The organism is Mesorhizobium sp. M0802 (genome assembly GCF_040320115.1).
Classification (GTDB): domain Bacteria; phylum Pseudomonadota; class Alphaproteobacteria; order Rhizobiales; family Rhizobiaceae; genus Mesorhizobium.
Genome location: NZ_JAMYOY010000018.1, coordinates 18936 through 37169 on the forward strand (window position 1 = coordinate 18936; position 18234 = coordinate 37169).

Below are 18234 nucleotides of genomic sequence, written 5' to 3' on the forward strand. Positions count from 1 at the left end.
CATCATGATCAAGGTCAAGCAACTCGCCCATGTCTGCATCTTCGCGCATGATCTGGAGGCGACGCGAAGCTTCTACCGCGACGTGCTTGGCCTCGACACGCAGTTCAATTTCCTGCGCGACGACAAGGTCTTCGGCTTCTACCTCAATTGCGGCGGCCGCAGCCATGTCGAGGTGTTCCAGAAGGACGGCACTGCATATAGCGAGCAGAACCAGATCAACCATTTCTGCCTGGAAGTCGAAGATCTCGACGCGGCGATCGCCCATATCAAATCGAAGGGCATCGACGTCACCGCCAAGAAGCATGCCTGCGACGACACGTTTCAGGCCTGGATCCGCGACCCCAACGGCGTGAAGATCGAGCTGTTCGAATACACCGCAAAAAGCGCGCAATTCACCGGCGGGGATCGCATCGCCGACTGGTAGTATTTTGGCCCGGGGAATCTATCGGGCGGTTGCCCCTCGGGCAGAAGCCCCGATATGCTTGGCGAAGCATGGAGGCAAGCTCGAATGGTTGTGAAGTGTCTTGTTACCGTCGACAACGACCCGCCGGAGGAGCTGATATTTGAATATGCTCCGCGGGTCGGCGATCATGTGATGTTACCGGGAGCCATCGAGCCACCGCACCCAATTGTTCGAGTGGCCCACAGACCGACGCGCCCCAATGATGCATCCGGCCAGCCCAGTGTCGCGTATTTCGTAAGCCGAGAGACGTTTCTCTATCGTGTGTATACGGGCGCTATAGAGGGATATGGGCAGGTCCTGAAGCCCGCGACCGGACGGAAGCCCGGCAAGCCTAGGCAGGCCAAAAAAACCGTGGCTCAAACTAAATAGACATCGGCGGCCGCGGCACCAGTCTGAGGCCTATTTCAGCTCGATCTCGATGAAGGCGTATTCGCCGTCATTGGCGCTGATGACGTCGTGCTCGACGCCTTCCTTGCGGAAGTAGGGCGCGCCCTTCTTCATTTCAGCAAAACTCTCGCCGTCCTTGGTCACCAGCTTCACCTTGCCGTCCATCAGCGGCACCACGACGTAGTCATGGCCATGCCGGTGCCAGCCGGTGTTGTCGCCGGGCTGGAAGCGGTATTCGGTGACGATGACGCGCTCATTGTCGATGAAGACGGTGGCCTTGGCGGATCCGGTCATTCTGTTTCTCCCTGTCCTGCCTCAAGCAGATGACATGGAGTGCGCCGATGCGAGGGCCAGAGGCGGCCAGGCGATGACGCCAAAGAAAAAGCCCGGCGCGAGGGCCGGGCTTCGATCTCGGGAACTAATGCAGGTCGCCCAAAAGTGGTCCCGGTTTTGGGAGGACGACATGCATCAAAACAAAGCCAGATCAGGCGAGGCTGCCATTGATCCAGTGCGACAGCGCGGTCTTCGGCGCGGCGCCGACCTTCATGTCGGCGACTTCGCCGCCCTTGAAGATCATCAGCGTCGGGATCGAGCGCACGCCGAACTGGGCGGCAAGCTCGGGGTTCTCGTCGATGTTCAGCTTGGCGATCTTGATCTTGTCGCCGAGTTCGTTGGCGATCTCTTCCAGCGACGGACCGATCATCTTGCAGGGGCCGCACCATTCGGCCCAGAAATCCACGACGACGGGCTGCGAGGCGTTGAGCACATCGGCCTGGAAATTGCTCTTGTCGACCTTGACGGTGGCCATGCGAAATCCTTTCGAAATTTATCTCGCACCAAATGTGGTGGTTCAGCAGCCCTTCTTCAAGCAGAACTTGTGTCACGCTCCCGTGAGTCGGGCAAGGGCGTCATCCATCGCCTGCGCCGGCAGTTCGATCAGCCTCGGCGCCTCGGTAAACAGCAGTGCTGCCGTCACTGCGCGGCCGGGGTAAAGCGGCTTGAGCAGCGCGCGGTAGAGCGCCAGCTGCAGTATATAGGCCGGCGGCACCTGGGCCAGGCCTGCGGGCGCCGGCCGGTTGGTCTTGTAGTCGACGATCGAAACGCGCCCGGGCGTCACCGCCAGCCGGTCGATCTTGCCGGAGATCGAGCGCAGCCTGCCCTTGACCTCGATACTGCCCATGACGGCCACTTCGGCGCGGGACGAGGGCGAAAACAGCCCGGCAAAACGCGAATCTCTGAGGATCGCCATCACCGAAGCCAGCGCCTTGTTGCGCTCGGCCTCCGGCCAGTCGGCGCCGGCTCGAATGAGATACTGCGCCGCCGCGCCTTGCTGTTCGTCTTCGGCAAAACCGGGCAGCATCTGCAGCAGCTTGTGCAGCGCCAGCCCGCGCATCACGGCAAAACCGGGCTCCGCTTCGCTGTCCAGCACCGGCGAACGCGTATCGACGACCGCCTCCTTGCCCTCGTCGATCAGCGCCGACGCGCCGGAAGGCGACAGCGGGCGCGGCAGCTCCTCATAAGGCGGTAAGGGCCGGAACAAGCCCACCGGCAGCGGCGGCACCTGTTGCGGCAGCCGCGACTCGTCGGCTGCCGCTTGCGCCACCGGCGGAAGCTTGGTCATGACGAAACGGTGCACCGGCTCGCTGCTGGCGGGGTGGCGGCGCTCGGTGCTTTCGGGTGCACCTGTCAGCGCGCGACTGACGATCGAATGCCAGGTGCCGGTGCTGGGCTGACGCTTGCCGTGATAGCCGCAGACGATCAGCCGGTCCTCGGCGCGCGTCATGCCGACATAGAGCAGCCGGCGGTATTCGTCGTCGGCAAGCTCCCGCGCCCTGGCCGAGGCCGCCTTGGAGAAGCCGTTCGCGACATCGGCGGCCGAGCGCCAGAGATAGCCCTTGCCGTCGAAATTGCGGCCCGAAGCGTCGAACGGCATGAGCCGCGGCAGATGCTGGTCGCTGAACGGCGCCGACCCGCCATCGACCAGGAAGACAACAGGCGCTTCCAGGCCCTTGGCGGCGTGCACGGTCATCACGCGGACCTCGTCGCGCGTCTGGTCCATCTCGCGCTTGATCTCCGGGCCGGTGTTTTCCAGCGTCGCCAGGAAAGCCTCCAGCCCCGGCAAGCCGGTGCGTTCTTCGGCCAGACAGAAACTCAGGAACTCGTCGAGAATATCGCCGGCTTCCGGTCCAAGCCGGGCGATCATCTTCTTGCGCAGGCCGTCGCGCGCCAGCACCCCGGCGTAGAATTCGAACACCGGCCGGAACGCCGCCTCGTTGGCCCAGCCGTCGAGCCGGGCAACGACATCGGTCAGCGCGGTATTGTCGCCAGCATGCTGGCGTAATGAGGCGATCAGCGATGTTCCGGCTGGCCGTCCGGCGCCAAGCGTAAAAAGCGTCTCCTCCGACACGTCGAAAACCGGGCTGCGCAGCACGGCGGCGAGCGACAGGTCATCCTGCGGCTGGATGAGGAAATGGCCGAGTGCGATCAGGTCCTTGACCGCGATGTGGCCGGGCAGGCTCAGCCGGTCGGCGCCGGCGACGGGAATATCGCGGTCCTTCAGCGCGCGCGACAGCGCATGGACGAAGCGGTCGCGCTTGCGCACCAGCACCAGTATGTCGCCGGCCCTTAACCTGTGTCCCTTGCCCTCGATGATCTCGCGGTCCTTGAGCCAGGTCTGGATGGTCGCAGCCACGTGCTCGGCCACCCGCACAGCCGGCGCGCTGGCATGATTGACCGGCAACGTCCAGTCGTCGGGCTCCTCGACGGCGTCAGCGCCGAGCGACGGCCAGACCTCGACATAGCCAGGCGCGTCGTTGCGGATCGCCTTGTGGTCGAGCGGATCGGGGTCATGGCTGATGCCGCGCCGCACGCCCGGATCGGCAAAGACGCGGTCGACGGCGGCAAGCACGTCGTCGGCCGACCGGAACGACCAGGTCAGTTTCAGGTCGGCAAACGAAGCATTGGCGGCGTTCACGCGTCCGGAAAACAAGAGCCGGCTGTCGGCGAAGGAATCCGGCGCGGCACCCTGAAAGGAATAGATCGACTGCTTTTCGTCGCCGACGGCGAACACCGTGCGATTGGTCGTGCCGCGCTGGCCGTGGCCGGCAAAGAACTCCTCCGCCAGCCGCTTCACCACCTCCCATTGGTCGGGGCTGGTGTCCTGCGCCTCGTCCAGCAGGATGTGGTCGATACCCTGGTCGAGCTTGTACTGCACCCAGGGTCCGGCATCCGGCCGCGCCAGAAGGTTGACCGTGCGGGTGATGAGGTCGTTGAAGTCGAGAAAGCCGCGGCTGCGCTTCAGGCGCTCGTACCGCACGATCAGCCAGTCGGCTATGGTCAACGCCGCGACCGTGCCTTCCAGCATCCGGAACAGCGCCAGCCGGTCGGAGACCTCTGTTATCGCCTTGACGGCCGCCAGATAGCGCTCGGGAAGGTCGGGCAGCCGGCCGAGCAGCGCCTTCTTGAACAACTTTGAGGGATCATAGGGGTCGCCATCGGCCTTGAGAAAGGCTTTGCCGAGCATCTGCAGCCGGCGGGTCGGGTCCGTCTCGGCAAAGGCCAAGCGGGCATAGGGCAAGAGATTGTTGAGCACGGTGCGGGCGTCGGTGGCCTCGGCGGCACTGGCGAACACTGCAAAGAAGTCCGGCAGGAAACCCGGCAGCGGCCATACCGATGCCGCTATGTCTTCGGCGCTCTGCCCGGGGCGAAAATGGAATTCGTCGAACAGGGCCTGAAAGCCGCCGCCGTCGCGCCGGACCGCATCGATGAAGCCGCGTAAGCCGTCGCGCTTGCGCACGATTTCGGCGAGCAGCGCATCGAGTCCGTGTTCGCCGCCGCGCTCCAGCACGGTGGCAAAGGCCTCGGCCAGTCCGGCGTCTCCGGCTGACGTGCCCGAAATCATGTCGCGGCGGGCGCCGGCAAACAGCGAGGCCTCCATCTGCGGATCGAGCATTTCGAAATGCGCCGGGATGTTGGCCTCCAGCGGGAACTGGTGCAGCACCGATTCGCAGAAGGCGTGGATGGTCTGGATTTTCAGCCCGCCCGGCGTTTCCAGCGCTTCGGCAAACAGCCGGCGCGCCCGCCGCATCGTGTCGCGGTCGGGCCGGCGGCCGTCCACCGCCTCAATCCTTGTGGCAAGCTCGGCATCGCCGAGCGCCGTCCATTCCGACAGGGTCGAGAACACGCGGTTCGACATGTTGGCGGCGGCCGCCCGCGTATAGGTCAGGCACAGGATCTTCGACGGATCGGTGCCGTTGAGCAGCAGCCGGATGACGCGCTGGGCCAGCACATGCGTCTTGCCCGAGCCGGCATTGGCCGACACCCAGGCCGAGTTCTTCGGGTCGGAAGCGCGCGCCTGGCTGGCGGCGGTTTCGCTGGGGATGGGATAGGCTTTTTTCATGTCTCCCCCGCCTCGTCATCGCTGTCGCCGCCGGCCGACCATTCGAGCACGCGCGCCAGATGGTCGTAATCGCCATCGCTCTCGCCCTCGCGAAACGGCAGCGCCCGCGACAGGTAGCCGGTCGCCGGATCGGCATAGTGAATGAGCAGTTTTTCCAGCCGCGCCCAGGCCTCTTCGGCGAGGTCTTCGGCGGTCCGGGGCTGGCGGTTGTAGTCGAGGATGGATTCCTCGAACACTTCGCCATTCGGCTTCAGCCGCACAAATGCAAGCTGGGAGGGTTCCCGCGCGCCAAGCCCCTTGAAGGCGCCGCGCCGGAGCAGCGCCCCTTCGAGCGCCAGCTGTGGCGCCAGCAGCGTGTGGGCCTGCGCCTTGGACGGGGACGAGCCGGTCTTGTAGTCGAGAATGTCGGCCATGCCACCGGCCAAAAGGTCGACGCGGTCGGCATAGCCGGACAGCGTCACGCCGGTGCGGCCGACAGCGGTTTTTTCGGCGCGCTCCTCGGCATGCCGCCGAGCGACGGCGGGAGCGCGGCCGCGCTCCCATTCGATGATGTTGGCGGCAAGCTTTTCGAAGCGCGGCCACCACACAGCCTCGACATCGGCGGGCAGGGCGATCTCGGCAAAGCAGGTCCGGCCGGCAGCGATGAGGCGTTCCAGAGCTTCGGGCGCACGGGGATCCGCTATCTCTGTCGAGAACAGATGCAGGATGTCATGAAACAGCGTGCCGCGCTCGGCCGCGCCGGGGTCGCGGATCACCGGCTCGAGCGGCAGAAGGCTCAGAATACGCTTGGCATAGACTGCATAGGGGTCGCGGCGCAGCGTCTCGATCTCAGTCACCGAGAAGTGGGTGGGCCGCATGCTCAGCGGCGGTTTCGGCTGCGGTCGCGGCGCGAAATGCTGCCGCTCGCCGGCATCGAGCGCGCGCGCCCAGGCAAGCAATTCGTCGCCGCGCCCGCGCAATGCGGCCGCCGGATCCTTGCCGATGAAGGTGAGGATGCGCTGCAGCCAGCGCGACGGCACCGCCGGTGCGTCGCCGGCTCGGGCGGAGCGCGTCAGCACCACCTTTTTCGCCCCCATCGCCATCTGGAAGTCGTGGGCGGCAAGGCCGATACGGCGCTCCGGCGGCTCGAGATCGATGCCGGTCTTCATCAACCGCGACATGAAGCGATCGCTTTCCGGCTTGCGTGGCCACACGCCCTCGTTCAGCCCGCCAATGACCATCGTGTCGACATTCTGCAGCCGCGCTTCCAGCGCCCCCCAAATGGCGATGTTGCGGTCGGTGCCTTGCCCGGGCTTGACCGTTTCCGGTGCTACCAGCGCGTCCATCACATCAGGCCATTCGTCGGCCGGGAAGTCGAACGACGCCGAGGCCGCGACCACACCGCGCAGCAGCTCGGCGAGTTTCTCGCCGGCGTCGCCGGCATAAAATTCAGCCAGGCTGCCCTCCGCCGTGCGGCCGAGATTTTCCAGCGCGGCGACGCTCGCTCTGGTCAACGCGACAAGATCGGCATTCTCTTCACCGCGAAAGGCGGTCAGCGGCGCCAGTGCCGTCACAAGCCGGCTCAGCATGTCGCGGGCATCGTCGATGCCGCGCACGCTCAGGCGCGAAAACCAGAAGGGCTGGCGCTTGTCCCCGCTCAGCCCGGCGAGACGCTCCTCGAACAGTGCTGGCAAAGAAGCGATGTCGGGGCGTCCGGTGCCGCCGCGCAGCGCCACGAGTTCGATGAGCTCGGCGGCATGGCGCACGCCGGTGCGCTCAAGTCCGAGCCCGAGCAGCGGATGCTTGAGCAGCGACAAAAGGCCGACGGGATCGCCGGGCCGGAATACCGCTTGAAGTGTGAGCCGCAGCAGGCTGGCTGCAGGCGTGTTGGCGAGCGGCGTGCCGCCGGAATCGTCAGCGATCACACCGAAGCGCAACAGCTCGGCCGAGACGCGCCGCGCCAGCCCGCGGTCGCCGGTAACGAGCGCTGCCCTGTGCCCCGGCTGTTCCACGGCGGTTTTCAGCGCGATGGCGATCGCCGCCGCCTCGTCGCGTTCGCTGGCGGCTTCGACCAGCGTCACGTGGGCGAAGGCCTCGGCGATATCCAGGGCGTTCAAGCGTATGCGGGTCTCGGCCCATAGTTCCGTGGTCTCGGCCGGACGCAGCGCCTCGCCGACAAGGGCCGCGCGGAGCACCAGTGCGGGCTCGGCGGCGACCACTTCCTCGACATCGCCACGCAGCACGCCAACCTTGCCGATCAGCTTGGCCATGCCGTATTGCGGGTGGCCGAGCAGTGCCGGCCGCGCACCGGGCGCCGCAATCGCGGCAAAAGACGGTTCGTCCAGCATCCCATCGAGCCCGGGCAGCACCACGGCGCCGTTAGGCAGGCTGGCGACCGTGGCAAGCAGTTCGGCCGTGGCCGGAATAGAGCCCGTCGAGCCGGCGGCGATCACCGGGCCTTTGGGCGGGTTGCGTTCCAGCCGCTTCGCCTCGCGCCGGATCAGCGCATTGCGGTGCGCGGCCGGGTTGGAGCGGTCGCGCTCCTCCAGCAATTTCGGCCAGGCCTCGGTGACGATACGGAGGAAATCGAGCGTCACCAGCCACCAACCGGCAAGATTGCCGGTGACCAGATCGGCAAGCCTGGTCCAGTCCGTGCCTTCGGTTTCGATTTCGTCCATCAGCCGGGCGAGGTCGCGCGCCAGCCAGATCGCATCGGCGGCGGAGGCCGGCACGACAATCTCTTCGTTGAACATATCAAGGACATGCGCCGGCAGGGTGCGCTTCCAGGCCTGCACCAGCGGCGCCAGCAGCAGCAGGCGTTCGATGGCTGCGATCGGCGGCGCCATTTCAAGCTCGGTCGGCGTGCCGGCGTCGAAGGCGGCTTCGTCCTCGTCGAACTCTCCGAGCGGGCGGATGACCGGCAGGATCGCCGAACGACGGCTCCCTCCCGGTCCTGAAAGCGCGTCGACAAAGGCGCCGCGCAGCGCGCGAGCCGCGCGCCGTGTCGGCACATAGATGGTGACATCAGCCAGCGCCAGCGGATCGCCGTCGAACCGGAAGCCGGGCACCAGCCGTCCGGCCAGCAAGGCCTCGGCCAGAGTCGGCAGGAATGGCGCTCCGGGCGGGATCGAAAGAACGCGGCGCGCGCCGCTCATACCACCTTCGCGAGAGCGTCGGCGACCGCCGCTTCCGCCTGCGGAATGGCGTCGGGAGTGCCGACGGTGATCCAGCTTCCGCGCATCTGCATGCCGAACAGACGGCCAGAGGCGATTGCCTTGTCGAAATAGGTGTTGAGCGAATGCGCCCCGGCCGGCGCATCCCTGAAGATGGCGGGATTGACGATTGCCGCTCCGGCATAGATCAACCCGGCCGGATCGCCTTTCGAGCGCCGCATGCCGCCATCCGGCGCCATCAGGAAATCCGTGCCGACACCGTGTCCGGTGGCCGAGTCGAGATCGGTAAGCATCAGCAGAATATCCATTTTCGCGCCGTCCCATGCAAGGGCAAGGCGCTCGAGGCTGGGCTGGCCGCTGTCGATCCAGAACGTATCGGCGTTGATGATGTAGAAGGGTTCGGCACCCAGCAGCGGCAATGCCTTGACGATGCCACCCGCCGAATTCAGCAGCGCGTCGCGCTCGTCGGAAATGACGATCTTTGGCGCCCGCCTGTGGGCGATATGGGCGACGATCTGGTCCGGCAGATAGTGCACGTTGACGATGGCTTTCTCGACGCCGGCCGCTTCGAGACTGTCCAGCCCCCAGTCGAGCAAGGTCCTGCCGGCGATCCGCACCAGCGGCTTCGGCATGGTGTCGGTGATCGGCCGCATGCGCTTGCCAAGACCAGCCGCCAGCACCATCGCTGTGGTCAAGGTCACGGGAGCCGTTCCTCCAGCAGGCCATGTGCCATGTAAAACTCCTTCAACTGAGCCAGCGTCGGGTGCGCCAGCGCCCGCCTGAGATAATCGCGGATGCGCGGCAGGTGTCGGAGATAATAGGGCTTGCCGTCGCGCTTTTCGAGCCGCACGAAAATGCCGAGGATCTTCGAATTGCGCTGCGCCGCCATGATCGCATAGGCCGCGCGGAAGGCGTCCTCATCGAAGCCGCCGGCGGCGTGGCGCGCAGCGACATAGGCGTCCACGGTCCGCTGCTCGATATCGGGCGCAACGGTGACGCGGGCATCCATGGCCAGCGACGCAACGTCATAGGGCGCCGGACCCATCAGCGCGTCCTGGACGTCGACGATGCCGAGGCGGTCGTGGCCTTTGCGGTCACCGCGCCAGATGATGTTGGGCGAATGGAAGTCGCGCAGCATCAGCGTGTATTCCTGTGTGTCCAGCCGATCGAGAACCGCGTTCCATTCCCTGTGATAGCCGGCGCGTAAAGCCTCGCTTGCCGGGCTGCCGGTCACCATCGGCACATACCAATCGACCAAGAGATCGGCTTCGATCAGCATGGCGTCGCGATCGAAGGGCGGCACCTCGTGGAAGACGCCCGGCACGGCCTCCATGCGCTGCGGCCAGGTCTTCCCATGCATCATCGCCAGCAATTCGGCCGCTGCCGCGTAGCGCTCGGCCACCGGCTCATCATTGCCGTCGAGAAAACCTTCCGAGCCCAGATGCTCCAGCAGCAGAAAGCCCCGTTCGAGATCCTCGGCATGGATTTTTGGGACACTGACACCTTGCGCCAGCAGCGCCTTGTCGATGGCGACGAAAGCGGTGACCGACTGCGCCGTGTGGGCGATCACGGCATAGGGCTTGCCGTCGCGCACCGGCGGCCCCAGCACCAGCCTTGGCGAATTCATCAGCACGCGCGGCGCAAGGCCGGCGAGCGAAACAATCTCATAGGAGCGCGCCGAGGCGTCGCCGACGAAATGGCGCCGCGCGGCGTCGCCCCAACCGGCCGTTTTGAGGAAATCGCGCATCGCCAGCGATCGCGCCACGCGTTCGAAGGCAACGCCTTGGCCCGATAGTTTCGCCAATCGTCCTTCGTCCTGATGGACGAGTTCGATCCAGATCGACGTTCTCGGAAGAGCGGCCTCCGCCCGTTCCGGCCACTCGACAAGGGCAGCGCCCTGCAGCAGCGCCTCGTCGAAACCCAGCTCGTCCATCTCGCCGGCCGAGGACAGGCGATAGAGATCGAAATGGTGCACGGGGATGCGCGTGTCGTAGCTTTGCACCAAGGTGAAGGTAGGGCTCGGCACATCGAGGCCGGCATCATCGGCCAGCGCCCTGATCAGGGCCCGCGCCAGCGTCGACTTGCCGGCGCCGAGATCGCCCTTGAGCGCCAGCACGTCGCCCGGCCGCAGCGCCATGGCCAGGTCTTCGCCGAGCCTTGCGGTCGCAGCCTCGTCGGCGAGAAAACGCTCCAGCACAACAACAGTCATCGAGCGCGCTACTCGGCCGCGGCGCGGATGCCCGACGGTGCATCGGGGAAGGTGCAGATGACGGTGGTGCCCTTGTCCTTGCCGGTCTCGATGCGCACGCTGCCGCCGTGCAGCTCGACAAAGCTCTTGACGATCGACAGGCCTAAGCCCGCACCGCGCCGGCGCCCGCCATTGGTGCGCGGCTCGAAGCGGCGGAACACCGAATCGAGCAGGTCCGGCGGCATGCCGGGGCCGTTGTCATGGACGGAGAATTCCACACCTTGCTCCAAATGCCGGCAGGCAAGCGTGATAGTGCTCGCCTCCGGCGCGTAATTGGCGGCGTTGCTGAGCAGATTGTAGAGGATCTGGCGAACCCGGGTCTCGTCGCCGTGAAAACTCTTCGGCGCCGCAGCGGCGTCGATCCGGAGCTTGATCGAATGCTCTTGCAGCCGGTCGGCGACCAGTTCGGCCGCGGCCTCGATGGTGCGCTCGACGCTTACTTCCGAAATGTCGAGCTGCATGATGCCGGCGTCGACGGTGGCGAGGTCGAGTATGTCGTTGACGATGGTGAGCAGCACCGAGGATGACGAGCCGACATGCTCGACATATTCGCGCTGCTTTGGGCTGAGCGGCCCGGTCGCCGGCAGCGACAGAAGCTCGGTGAAGCCGATGATGTTGGTCAGCGGCGAGCGCAGCTCGTAGGAGACGTGCTGCACGAACTCGTTCTTCAGCTGGTCGGATTTCTGCAGCGCTTCGTTCTTGTCCTTCAGCGCGCGCTCGACATTGACGCTGTCGGTGACGTCCACAAAGGTCATCATCACCTGGCCGTTGGGCAGCGGGATGACGGCGTAGCTGAGCACTGTGCCGTTCTTCAGTTCGGTCTGGCCATGGCGGTCGCGGCGCTCGTCGTCGAAACCGGTGATGGCGGCGACGAACCCGCCCCACGGGCTGTCGACGGCGCGCTGGTCGCTGAGATCGCGGATCGCCGAGACATGGACGTTGGGCTTGATCACATCCTGGCTCAGTCCCCACAGCGCGACAAAGGCCGGGTTCGACAGGCGCAGCCGCCCATCGGGACCGAACACGGCGACGCCTTCGGCCAGATTGTCGAGCGTTTCGCCCTGGACCCGCACCGCCGTCTGGTAGCGGCTTTCCAGGTCCATCTTCTCGGTCAGGTTCTCGAACACCCAGGTCACGCCGCCCTTCGGCTGCGGGTTGGCCACCACGCGGATGGTCTTGCCGTCGGGCAGATGCCACCAATGCTCTTGCGATTCCACCGCGCGGTAGGCACCAAGCAGGCCTTCTTTCCAGCGCCGCCATTCCGGCTGCTCGGCGATCTTGCCTTCGCTGCGCAGCCGGTCGAGCAGCAGCGCATTGTCGGGCGCGCTGTGCAGGAAGCCCGGGTCCAGCCCCCACAGTTTCTGGAACGCCTGGTTGAAGAAGCGCAACTTCTCGTTGGCATCGAAGATCGCCACCGCCGTGTTGAGCTGGTCGAGCGTGTCGGCATGGCTGCGCACCGTGCGCTCATATTCGCCGCGAATGGTTTCGGTGGCGCTGGTGTCGCAGGCAAGGCCGGCCGAGCCGTCGGCACCGGCGAAGTCGGTGACGGCGAACACGCGGCGGTCGCCCTCGATCACTGTCGACAGCGTTTGTTCGAAGATTGGGCGCGATTTGTGCTGCGCGGCGATCTGTTCGCGCGCTTGGGCGCCGAGGAATTCCTTGGCTTCGCGCACGGCGGTCTCGGCGTTCGGTGCCTCGACCGCTCCGGCATAGGCACGGTTGACCCATTTCAGCCGCCCGTCGGTGGCGCGCAGCCAGGCCGGCATCGGCAAGGCGTCGAGCAGGCCGATCATGGTCTCGTAGTCGGCGGCCAGACGCTGGTTCTCGATCTTCAGCCTGGCTTGGCTCCTCTGAGTTTCCGACAGCGAGACGAAGCGCACCAGCACATGCGCGGCGCTCTTGCGGCCATGCACTTCAAGCGGCGCCCCGGCCTGCGATTCGATCACGAGATCAAAGGGTTTCGCTTTATCGCGCAGACCAGCGACGGCATTTTCGAGCGCCGCCGCCGAGCGCGGCATCAGCCAGCGGCCGAAGGCGAGGAAGGCTGCACGGTCGTCCGGCGCACCGCTTTCCAGCGGCAGCGTGCCGATCAGCTCCGGCTTCTTGTTCTCCGACGCCCAGACGATGACGCGCTGGTCACGCAGATTGAGCAGCGCCTCGGAGCGCTGCAGCGCCGCATTGATGTCGGCAATGCGGGCTCTGAGTTCGACATTCTGCGCCGAGGTGCGGGCTCTTTCGCGGATCAGGAAGATGGCCGAGACCAGTGCCGCGCCCATGACGCCGACGAACATGGCGAGCTGGATGACTTCGACCGCGCTGACCGACAGTCCGGCCTTCTGCGCAATGGCCGGCTCGGCATGGGCGGCAAACGAGGTGAGCGGGCCGGCAAGAGCTGAGGTGGCAAGAAAGCCGGCGGTGCGGGCGCCAACGCGCCTCTTCAGGCCACCGCCTGTCGTGACGGAGCCATTGCTATCGGAATCGTCATGGCCGCCGGAAACGGCCGATCCCGCGCGAGGCGGGTTTTCCCCCGGCATGCCTTGGTCCTCTTCGCCGCCTGAATGCAAGACCGCCTAGATCAGGATCACGTTTGATGGAAACGCCCTTCTGACCTAACTCTTTTCTAAAGAGCATGATCTTTTCCGAAAACCGCTTCCCACTTTTCGCTGACGCGGTCCTTCGGTTCGAATCATGCTCTCGATGCGTACGCCGGCCTCGTCCCCGGCCCACGAATCAGCACAATAGCGCGTGCTGGAATCGGCGTGAAGAATCATCCGCGCAAAAAAGAAGCCGGGCGAAAAGTCAATCGCCCGGCTTCAATATCTAGTGGTAAACGCCGCTTTGGCTAATAGCGGTAGTGTTCCGGCTTGAACGGACCCTGCGGGGTCACGCCGATATAGGCGGCCTGTTCGCCGGAAAGTTCGGTCAAGCGGGCTCCAAGCTTGTCGAGATGCAGACGCGCCACCTTCTCGTCGAGGTGCTTGGGCAGCACATAGACCTGGTTCTGGTACTGGCCGGGCTTGGTGTAGAGCTCGATCTGCGCCAGCACCTGATTGGTGAACGAAGCCGACATCACGAAGCTCGGATGACCGGTCGCGTTGCCGAGGTTGAGCAGGCGCCCCTCGGACAGCAGGATCATCCGCTTGCCGTCCGGGAAGGTTATCATGTCGACCTGCGGCTTGACGTTGGTCCATTGCAGGTTGCGCAGCGACGCGACCTGGATCTCATTGTCGAAGTGGCCGATATTGCCGACGATCACCATGTCCTTCATCGAGCGCATGTGGTCGAGGGTGACGACATCCTTGTTGCCGGTGGTGGTGATGACGATGTCGGCGGTTGGTGCGGCATCTTCCAGCGTGACGACTTCAAAGCCGTCCATCGCCGCCTGCAGCGCGCAGATCGGATCGACTTCCGTGACCTTGACGCGGGCGCCGGCGCCCTTGAGCGAAGCCGACGAGCCCTTGCCGACGTCGCCATAGCCGCAGACGACCGCAACCTTGCCGGCCATCATGGTGTCGGTGCCGCGGCGGATGCCGTCGACCAGCGATTCCTTGCAGCCATATTTGTTGTCGAACTTCGACTTGGTGACCGAGTCGTTGACGTTGATCGCCGGGAAGGGCAGCAGGCCCTTCTTCTGCAGCTGGTAGAGCCGGTTGACGCCCGTCGTCGTCTCTTCGGTGACTCCGCGAATGGCTTCCTTCTGCTTGGTGAAGAAGCCGGGTGAGGCCTTCAGGCGCTTCTTGACCTGGGCGTAGAAGTATTCCTCTTCCTCGCTCTGCGGGTTGGACAGCACGTCCTCGCCGGCCTCGGCGCGGGCGCCGATCAGTATGTACATGGTGGCGTCGCCGCCATCGTCGAGGATCATGTTGGAGAGGCCCCCATCGGCCCACTGGAAGATCCTGTCGGTATAGTCCCAATACTCCTCGAGCGACTCGCCCTTGACGGCGAACACCGGGATGCCGGCCTCGGCGATGGCTGCGGCCGCATGGTCCTGGGTCGAGAAGATGTTGCACGAGGCCCAGCGGATATCGGCGCCAAGCGCCTTCAGCGTCTCGATCAGCACCGCAGTCTGGATGGTCATGTGCAGCGAGCCGGTGATGCGCGCACCTTTCAACGGCTTCTTGTCGCCGAATTCCTCGCGGCAGGCCATCAGGCCCGGCATTTCGGTTTCGGCGATATCGAGTTCCTTGCGGCCCCAGCCGGCAAGCGAGATGTCGGCGACCACATAGTCCTTGCTACCTGTCATGGCAGTGCTCCGGTGTGATTTGTTTTCAGAATGCGCCTGCGCCACACGGCGCGTCGAAGGGCGCGGAATGCCGGCCTGACTAGCAGATCGCCGCCAAGACGACAATGGGATATAAAGAAATCTTTATGCGCGTATGTGTTTTACGGGGATGCATGCCGCCCAAAAGTATCCCGCGGTTTTGGGACAACGGCGTTCAAAGCAAAAACTTCAGCACTCTTCGCCGAAGCGCGAGGCGACCAGCTGCTCCAGCGCGTCCATCGCCGCTGCGGCTTCAGCGCCGCTGGCGGTGACGCGGATCGAATAACCGGGGCTCGCCGCCAGCATCATCAGCCCCATGATCGAGGTGCCGCCGACCTTGAGACCATCCTTCTCGACATGGACGGTGGCGTCGAAGCCGCTGGCGACCTGGACGAACTTCGCCGAGGCGCGCGCATGCAGGCCGCGCTGGTTGACGATCGGGAACTCGCGCACGATCTCACCGGGCGACAGCGCGTTCATTTGCTGCTCAGCAGCTGACTTGCGACGTTGATGTATTTGCGCCCCGCGGCCTGCGCCTCGTCGAGCGCGGTCGCCATGTTGTCGCCCTTGCGGATCGACGACAGCTTGATCAGCATCGGCAGGTTCATGCCGGCGATGACCTCGGTGCGACCGGATTCCATCACCGAAATGGCGAGGTTGGAAGGCGTGCCTCCGAACATATCGGTCAGAACGATGACGCCGGTCCCGGTGTCGACGCGGCCGACGGCGTCGACGATATCGCGCCGACGCTGCTCCATATCGTCATCGGCGCCGATTGCCACGGTTTCGAAATTGTCTTGTGGCCCCACGACATGTTCCACGGCATGGCGGAACTCGGCGGCCAGTTGACCGTGCGTTACAAGCACGAGTCCGATCATTCTATGGTGGCTCCCGTCATCGCCGCTTCACAGGCGCTTTTTATGCTCGCCGGCCATCCCAGGCGGCGGGAGCGCTATCTTGTCGACGCGCGGCGCGTTGACAAGCCCAAAATTGCGTCGGCCATGGCCAATTTGACGCATTGCAGCAAAAAACCGGCGGCGGATCATACGAAAGGCGCAATCGCCAGCCGCGCCATTACCGCCGGCAAAGCCGCAGTGACGTTGCGCTGAACGAGGTCGATGCGCGGCACCACACAGCCGGCAATGGTCGCGCTCGACTCTTCCTGGAAACGCTCCACAGCGTTTGCGGCAACCAGCTGGATCGTAAGGTCGATGACCCCCACAGGTTGGAACAAAAGCGGCTTCGGACCAAGCCCGGGCACCTCTGTGAGGCCGGCAATGCTGGCGGGCGCATGGCAGACCAGCCGCCCGAAACGCGCCGCGACAAACAGCTGGTCGTCGCCGATCAGCCGCGTAAACAGCCCGAGCCGGCTGAAATGGTCGATGAGCGCCAGCGCCAGCGTTGTCTTGCCCGAGCCGGACGGCCCGGTGATCAGGACGCCCCGCTCGCCAATCAGGACTGCGGTGGCATGGATGTTCTCGGGTTCCGCGGTGGGATCGGGCATGCGCAGCCGCGATCAGCCTTCTGCCGGCAGCGTAACGACGAAGCGCGCGCCCTTGATGTCGCCGGGCTTGGTGCCGGGGATGTTCTCGGCGGTCAGCGTGCCGCCATGGGCTTCGACGATCTGCCTGGATATCGACAGGCCAAGCCCCGAATTCTGGCCGAACGCCTCGCCGGCCGGGCGGTCGGTGTAGAAGCGCTCGAAGATGCGGTCGATGGCGTCGGCGCGGATTCCGGGGCCGTTGTCGTCGACGGTGACGATGTTGACCTTGCCCGAGCGTGCCAGGGAAATGGCGATATGGCCGTGGTCCTCCGGCACGAAGGAGCGGGCATTCTCGATCAGATTGGTGATGACCTGGCCGATCCTGAGATCATGGCCGGTGACGAAATAGCCTTTGACGCCTTGCGGCAGCTTGGCGGCCTTGAATTCGATCTCGACAGCCTTTTTGTTGCGCGTCGCTTCGCGCGACACGGCGACGAGATCGGTGATGAATTTCTTCAAATCGACCGTGGCGGCATCCTCACGCGCCAGTTCGGCGTCTAGGCGCGAGGCATCGGAAATGTCGGTGATCAGCCGGTCGAGACGCCGGACATCGTGCTGGATGATCTCCATCAGCCTGCCGCGTGAATTGTCGTTCTTGGCCAGCGGCAAGGTCTCCACCGCGCTGCGCAGCGACGTCAGCGGGTTCTTCAGTTCGTGCGAGACATCGGCGGCGAAGCTTTCGATCGCCTCGATGCGGGCATAGAGCGCATTGGTCATATCGCGCACCGCGACCGACAAATTGCCGATCTCGTCCTGGCGGTCGGAAAAGTCGGGGATCTCCTCGCGGCTCTTGACGCCGCGCCGCACCCGCACTGCCGCCGCCGATAGCCGGCGCAGCGGATTGGCGATGGTGGATGCGAGCAGCATCGACAGGATGGCGGTGACCAGGGCGGCGATGCCGAACACGCGCAAAATAGCCTTGCGTTCGGCGGCGACGATCTTGTCGATGTCGCCGCCTTCCGTCGACAGCATCAGCACGCCGAGAACGGCACGGAAGCGCTGGATCGGCACCGCCACCGAAACGATCTGCTCGCCCTGTTCGCTCACCCGCACGATCGTCGATGGACTGCCGGTCAGCGCCTTGACCACTTCCGGGAAGGCCGCACCGTTGCCGCCCGGCTGCTCATGGTAGACGGGCAGGTCCTTGTTGCGGAAGAAGTCGAAGACGAATTTCTGCACGCGCTCCAGCATATCCGGCTGCTCGTCCTCGACCGGCGGCAGGTCGTAGCGCAGGATTTGGCCGCGCGAATAGAGATGGCGCGAATCGAGCAGCAGATTGGCGTCGCGGTCATAGATGCGGGCCCGGGTGCGCGTCGGCGAAATCAGCCGCCGCAGCACCGGCGCGACGCGCTCGGGATTGATCGGGAAATCCAGATTGTCGAGCTGGTCGGAGCCCGGCCCCAGGCTTTCACCGGCCTGCAGTTCGAGCAGTTTTTCCGGATCGATGCTGATCGAATCGGTCTCGACCGTCGCCGACGCGGCAATGGCGCCGGCGATGATCTCGCCCTGCGTCATCAGGCTTTCGACGCGGGCGTCGATCAGCCCGTCGCGGAAGGTGTTGAGATAGAGGATGCCGGTGACCAGCACGGCGAGGCCGGCCAGGTTGAGGAACAGGATGCGCCGGGTCAGGCTGGAAAAGATGTGGTGGCCGAGGAAGCGGCGCATCGGCACCGTCAACCTCGACAGGAATGCGGGCAGAATCCGCGACCGCCTGACAGCGCTCGTTCGTCTGCTCCGCTGTACATCCACTGCCATCGAATAGCAGCTCCCGCCTAGTCTTT

At 64.9% G+C, this 18234-nt stretch carries 13 protein-coding genes; 1 reads left to right on the forward strand and 12 read right to left on the reverse strand.

Annotation, left to right across the window (positions count from 1 at the left end; all coding sequences use genetic code 11):
- The first annotated feature begins 4 nt into the window (after positions 1-4).
- Positions 5-424, forward strand: coding sequence for a VOC family protein (locus tag NKI10_RS23060; RefSeq protein WP_023681395.1), 420 nt, complete (start codon positions 5-7; stop codon positions 422-424).
- A gap of 438 nt (positions 425-862) precedes the next feature.
- Here the strand turns inward: NKI10_RS23060 and NKI10_RS23065 are convergent, their stop codons facing one another.
- The 12 genes from NKI10_RS23065 to NKI10_RS23120 form a co-directional block, all read right to left on the reverse strand.
- Positions 863-1144, reverse strand: coding sequence for a cupin domain-containing protein (locus NKI10_RS23065; protein WP_023681396.1), 282 nt, complete (start codon positions 1142-1144; stop codon positions 863-865).
- Positions 1145-1334: 190 nt separating this feature from the next.
- Complete coding sequence (gene trxA / locus NKI10_RS23070) at positions 1335-1658, reverse strand: thioredoxin (protein ID WP_023672297.1); 324 nt, start codon at positions 1656-1658, stop codon at positions 1335-1337.
- Between the two features lie 72 nt (positions 1659-1730).
- Positions 1731-5249 carry a double-strand break repair helicase AddA gene (addA, locus tag NKI10_RS23075; RefSeq protein ID WP_352862088.1) on the reverse strand — a complete coding sequence of 1173 codons (3519 nt, stop codon included), beginning with the start codon at positions 5247-5249 and terminating at the stop codon, positions 1731-1733.
- Positions 5246-8383, reverse strand: coding sequence for a double-strand break repair protein AddB (addB, locus tag NKI10_RS23080; RefSeq protein WP_352862089.1), 3138 nt, complete (start codon positions 8381-8383; stop codon positions 5246-5248). Before addB ends, addA begins: the two co-directional genes overlap by 4 nt.
- A complete protein-coding gene (locus NKI10_RS23085) occupies positions 8380-9084 on the reverse strand; it encodes a nucleotidyltransferase family protein (protein WP_352656515.1) in 705 nt (234 codons plus the stop codon). Before NKI10_RS23085 ends, addB begins: the two co-directional genes overlap by 4 nt.
- 14 nt (positions 9085-9098) lie before the next feature.
- On the reverse strand, positions 9099-10610 hold the full coding sequence (gene tsaE, locus NKI10_RS23090; protein WP_352862090.1) for a tRNA (adenosine(37)-N6)-threonylcarbamoyltransferase complex ATPase subunit type 1 TsaE: 1512 nt from the start codon (positions 10608-10610) through the stop codon (positions 9099-9101).
- Between the two features lie 8 nt (positions 10611-10618).
- A complete protein-coding gene (locus NKI10_RS23095; protein WP_352862091.1) occupies positions 10619-13183 on the reverse strand; it encodes a sensor histidine kinase in 2565 nt (854 codons plus the stop codon).
- A gap of 308 nt (positions 13184-13491) precedes the next feature.
- Complete coding sequence (gene ahcY / locus NKI10_RS23100) at positions 13492-14892, reverse strand: adenosylhomocysteinase (protein WP_023681401.1); 1401 nt, start codon at positions 14890-14892, stop codon at positions 13492-13494.
- Positions 14893-15099: 207 nt separating this feature from the next.
- Positions 15100-15390, reverse strand: coding sequence for an HPr family phosphocarrier protein (locus NKI10_RS23105; RefSeq protein ID WP_023672303.1), 291 nt, complete (start codon positions 15388-15390; stop codon positions 15100-15102).
- Positions 15387-15788, reverse strand: a complete 402-nt coding sequence (locus NKI10_RS23110; protein WP_023672304.1) for a PTS sugar transporter subunit IIA — start codon at positions 15786-15788, stop codon at positions 15387-15389. The genes NKI10_RS23105 and NKI10_RS23110 overlap by 4 nt, the downstream gene beginning before the upstream one ends.
- A 164-nt stretch (positions 15789-15952) precedes the next feature.
- Positions 15953-16414 (reverse strand): HPr kinase/phosphorylase, encoded by a 462-nt coding sequence (locus NKI10_RS23115; protein WP_352862092.1) that lies wholly within the window; start codon positions 16412-16414, stop codon positions 15953-15955.
- Between the two features lie 12 nt (positions 16415-16426).
- A complete protein-coding gene (locus NKI10_RS23120) occupies positions 16427-18208 on the reverse strand; it encodes a sensor histidine kinase (protein WP_023672307.1) in 1782 nt (593 codons plus the stop codon).
- Positions 18209-18234: the final 26 nt, after the last annotated feature.

What these genes read in the sequence shown, in the direction of transcription:
- NKI10_RS23095 (WP_352862091.1), bottom strand. Translation starts at nt 13,183, where the DNA reads ATGCCGGGGGAAAACCCGCCTCGCGCGGGATCGGCCGTTTCCGGCGGC.
- NKI10_RS23115 (WP_352862092.1), bottom strand. Translation starts at nt 16,414, where the DNA reads ATGCCCGATCCCACCGCGGAACCCGAGAACATCCATGCCACCGCAGTC.
- NKI10_RS23065 (WP_023681396.1), bottom strand. Translation starts at nt 1,144, where the DNA reads ATGACCGGATCCGCCAAGGCCACCGTCTTCATCGACAATGAGCGCGTC.
- tsaE (WP_352862090.1), bottom strand. Translation starts at nt 10,610, where the DNA reads ATGACTGTTGTTGTGCTGGAGCGTTTTCTCGCCGACGAGGCTGCGACC.
- trxA (WP_023672297.1), bottom strand. Translation starts at nt 1,658, where the DNA reads ATGGCCACCGTCAAGGTCGACAAGAGCAATTTCCAGGCCGATGTGCTC.
- addB (WP_352862089.1), bottom strand. Translation starts at nt 8,383, where the DNA reads ATGAGCGGCGCGCGCCGCGTTCTTTCGATCCCGCCCGGAGCGCCATTC.
- addA (WP_352862088.1), bottom strand. Translation starts at nt 5,249, where the DNA reads ATGAAAAAAGCCTATCCCATCCCCAGCGAAACCGCCGCCAGCCAGGCG.
- ahcY (WP_023681401.1), bottom strand. Translation starts at nt 14,892, where the DNA reads ATGACAGGTAGCAAGGACTATGTGGTCGCCGACATCTCGCTTGCCGGC.
- NKI10_RS23110 (WP_023672304.1), bottom strand. Translation starts at nt 15,788, where the DNA reads ATGATCGGACTCGTGCTTGTAACGCACGGTCAACTGGCCGCCGAGTTC.
- NKI10_RS23060 (WP_023681395.1), top strand. Translation starts at nt 5, where the DNA reads ATGATCAAGGTCAAGCAACTCGCCCATGTCTGCATCTTCGCGCATGAT.
- NKI10_RS23120 (WP_023672307.1), bottom strand. Translation starts at nt 18,208, where the DNA reads ATGGCAGTGGATGTACAGCGGAGCAGACGAACGAGCGCTGTCAGGCGG.
- NKI10_RS23085 (WP_352656515.1), bottom strand. Translation starts at nt 9,084, where the DNA reads ATGGTGCTGGCGGCTGGTCTTGGCAAGCGCATGCGGCCGATCACCGAC.
- NKI10_RS23105 (WP_023672303.1), bottom strand. Translation starts at nt 15,390, where the DNA reads ATGAACGCGCTGTCGCCCGGTGAGATCGTGCGCGAGTTCCCGATCGTC.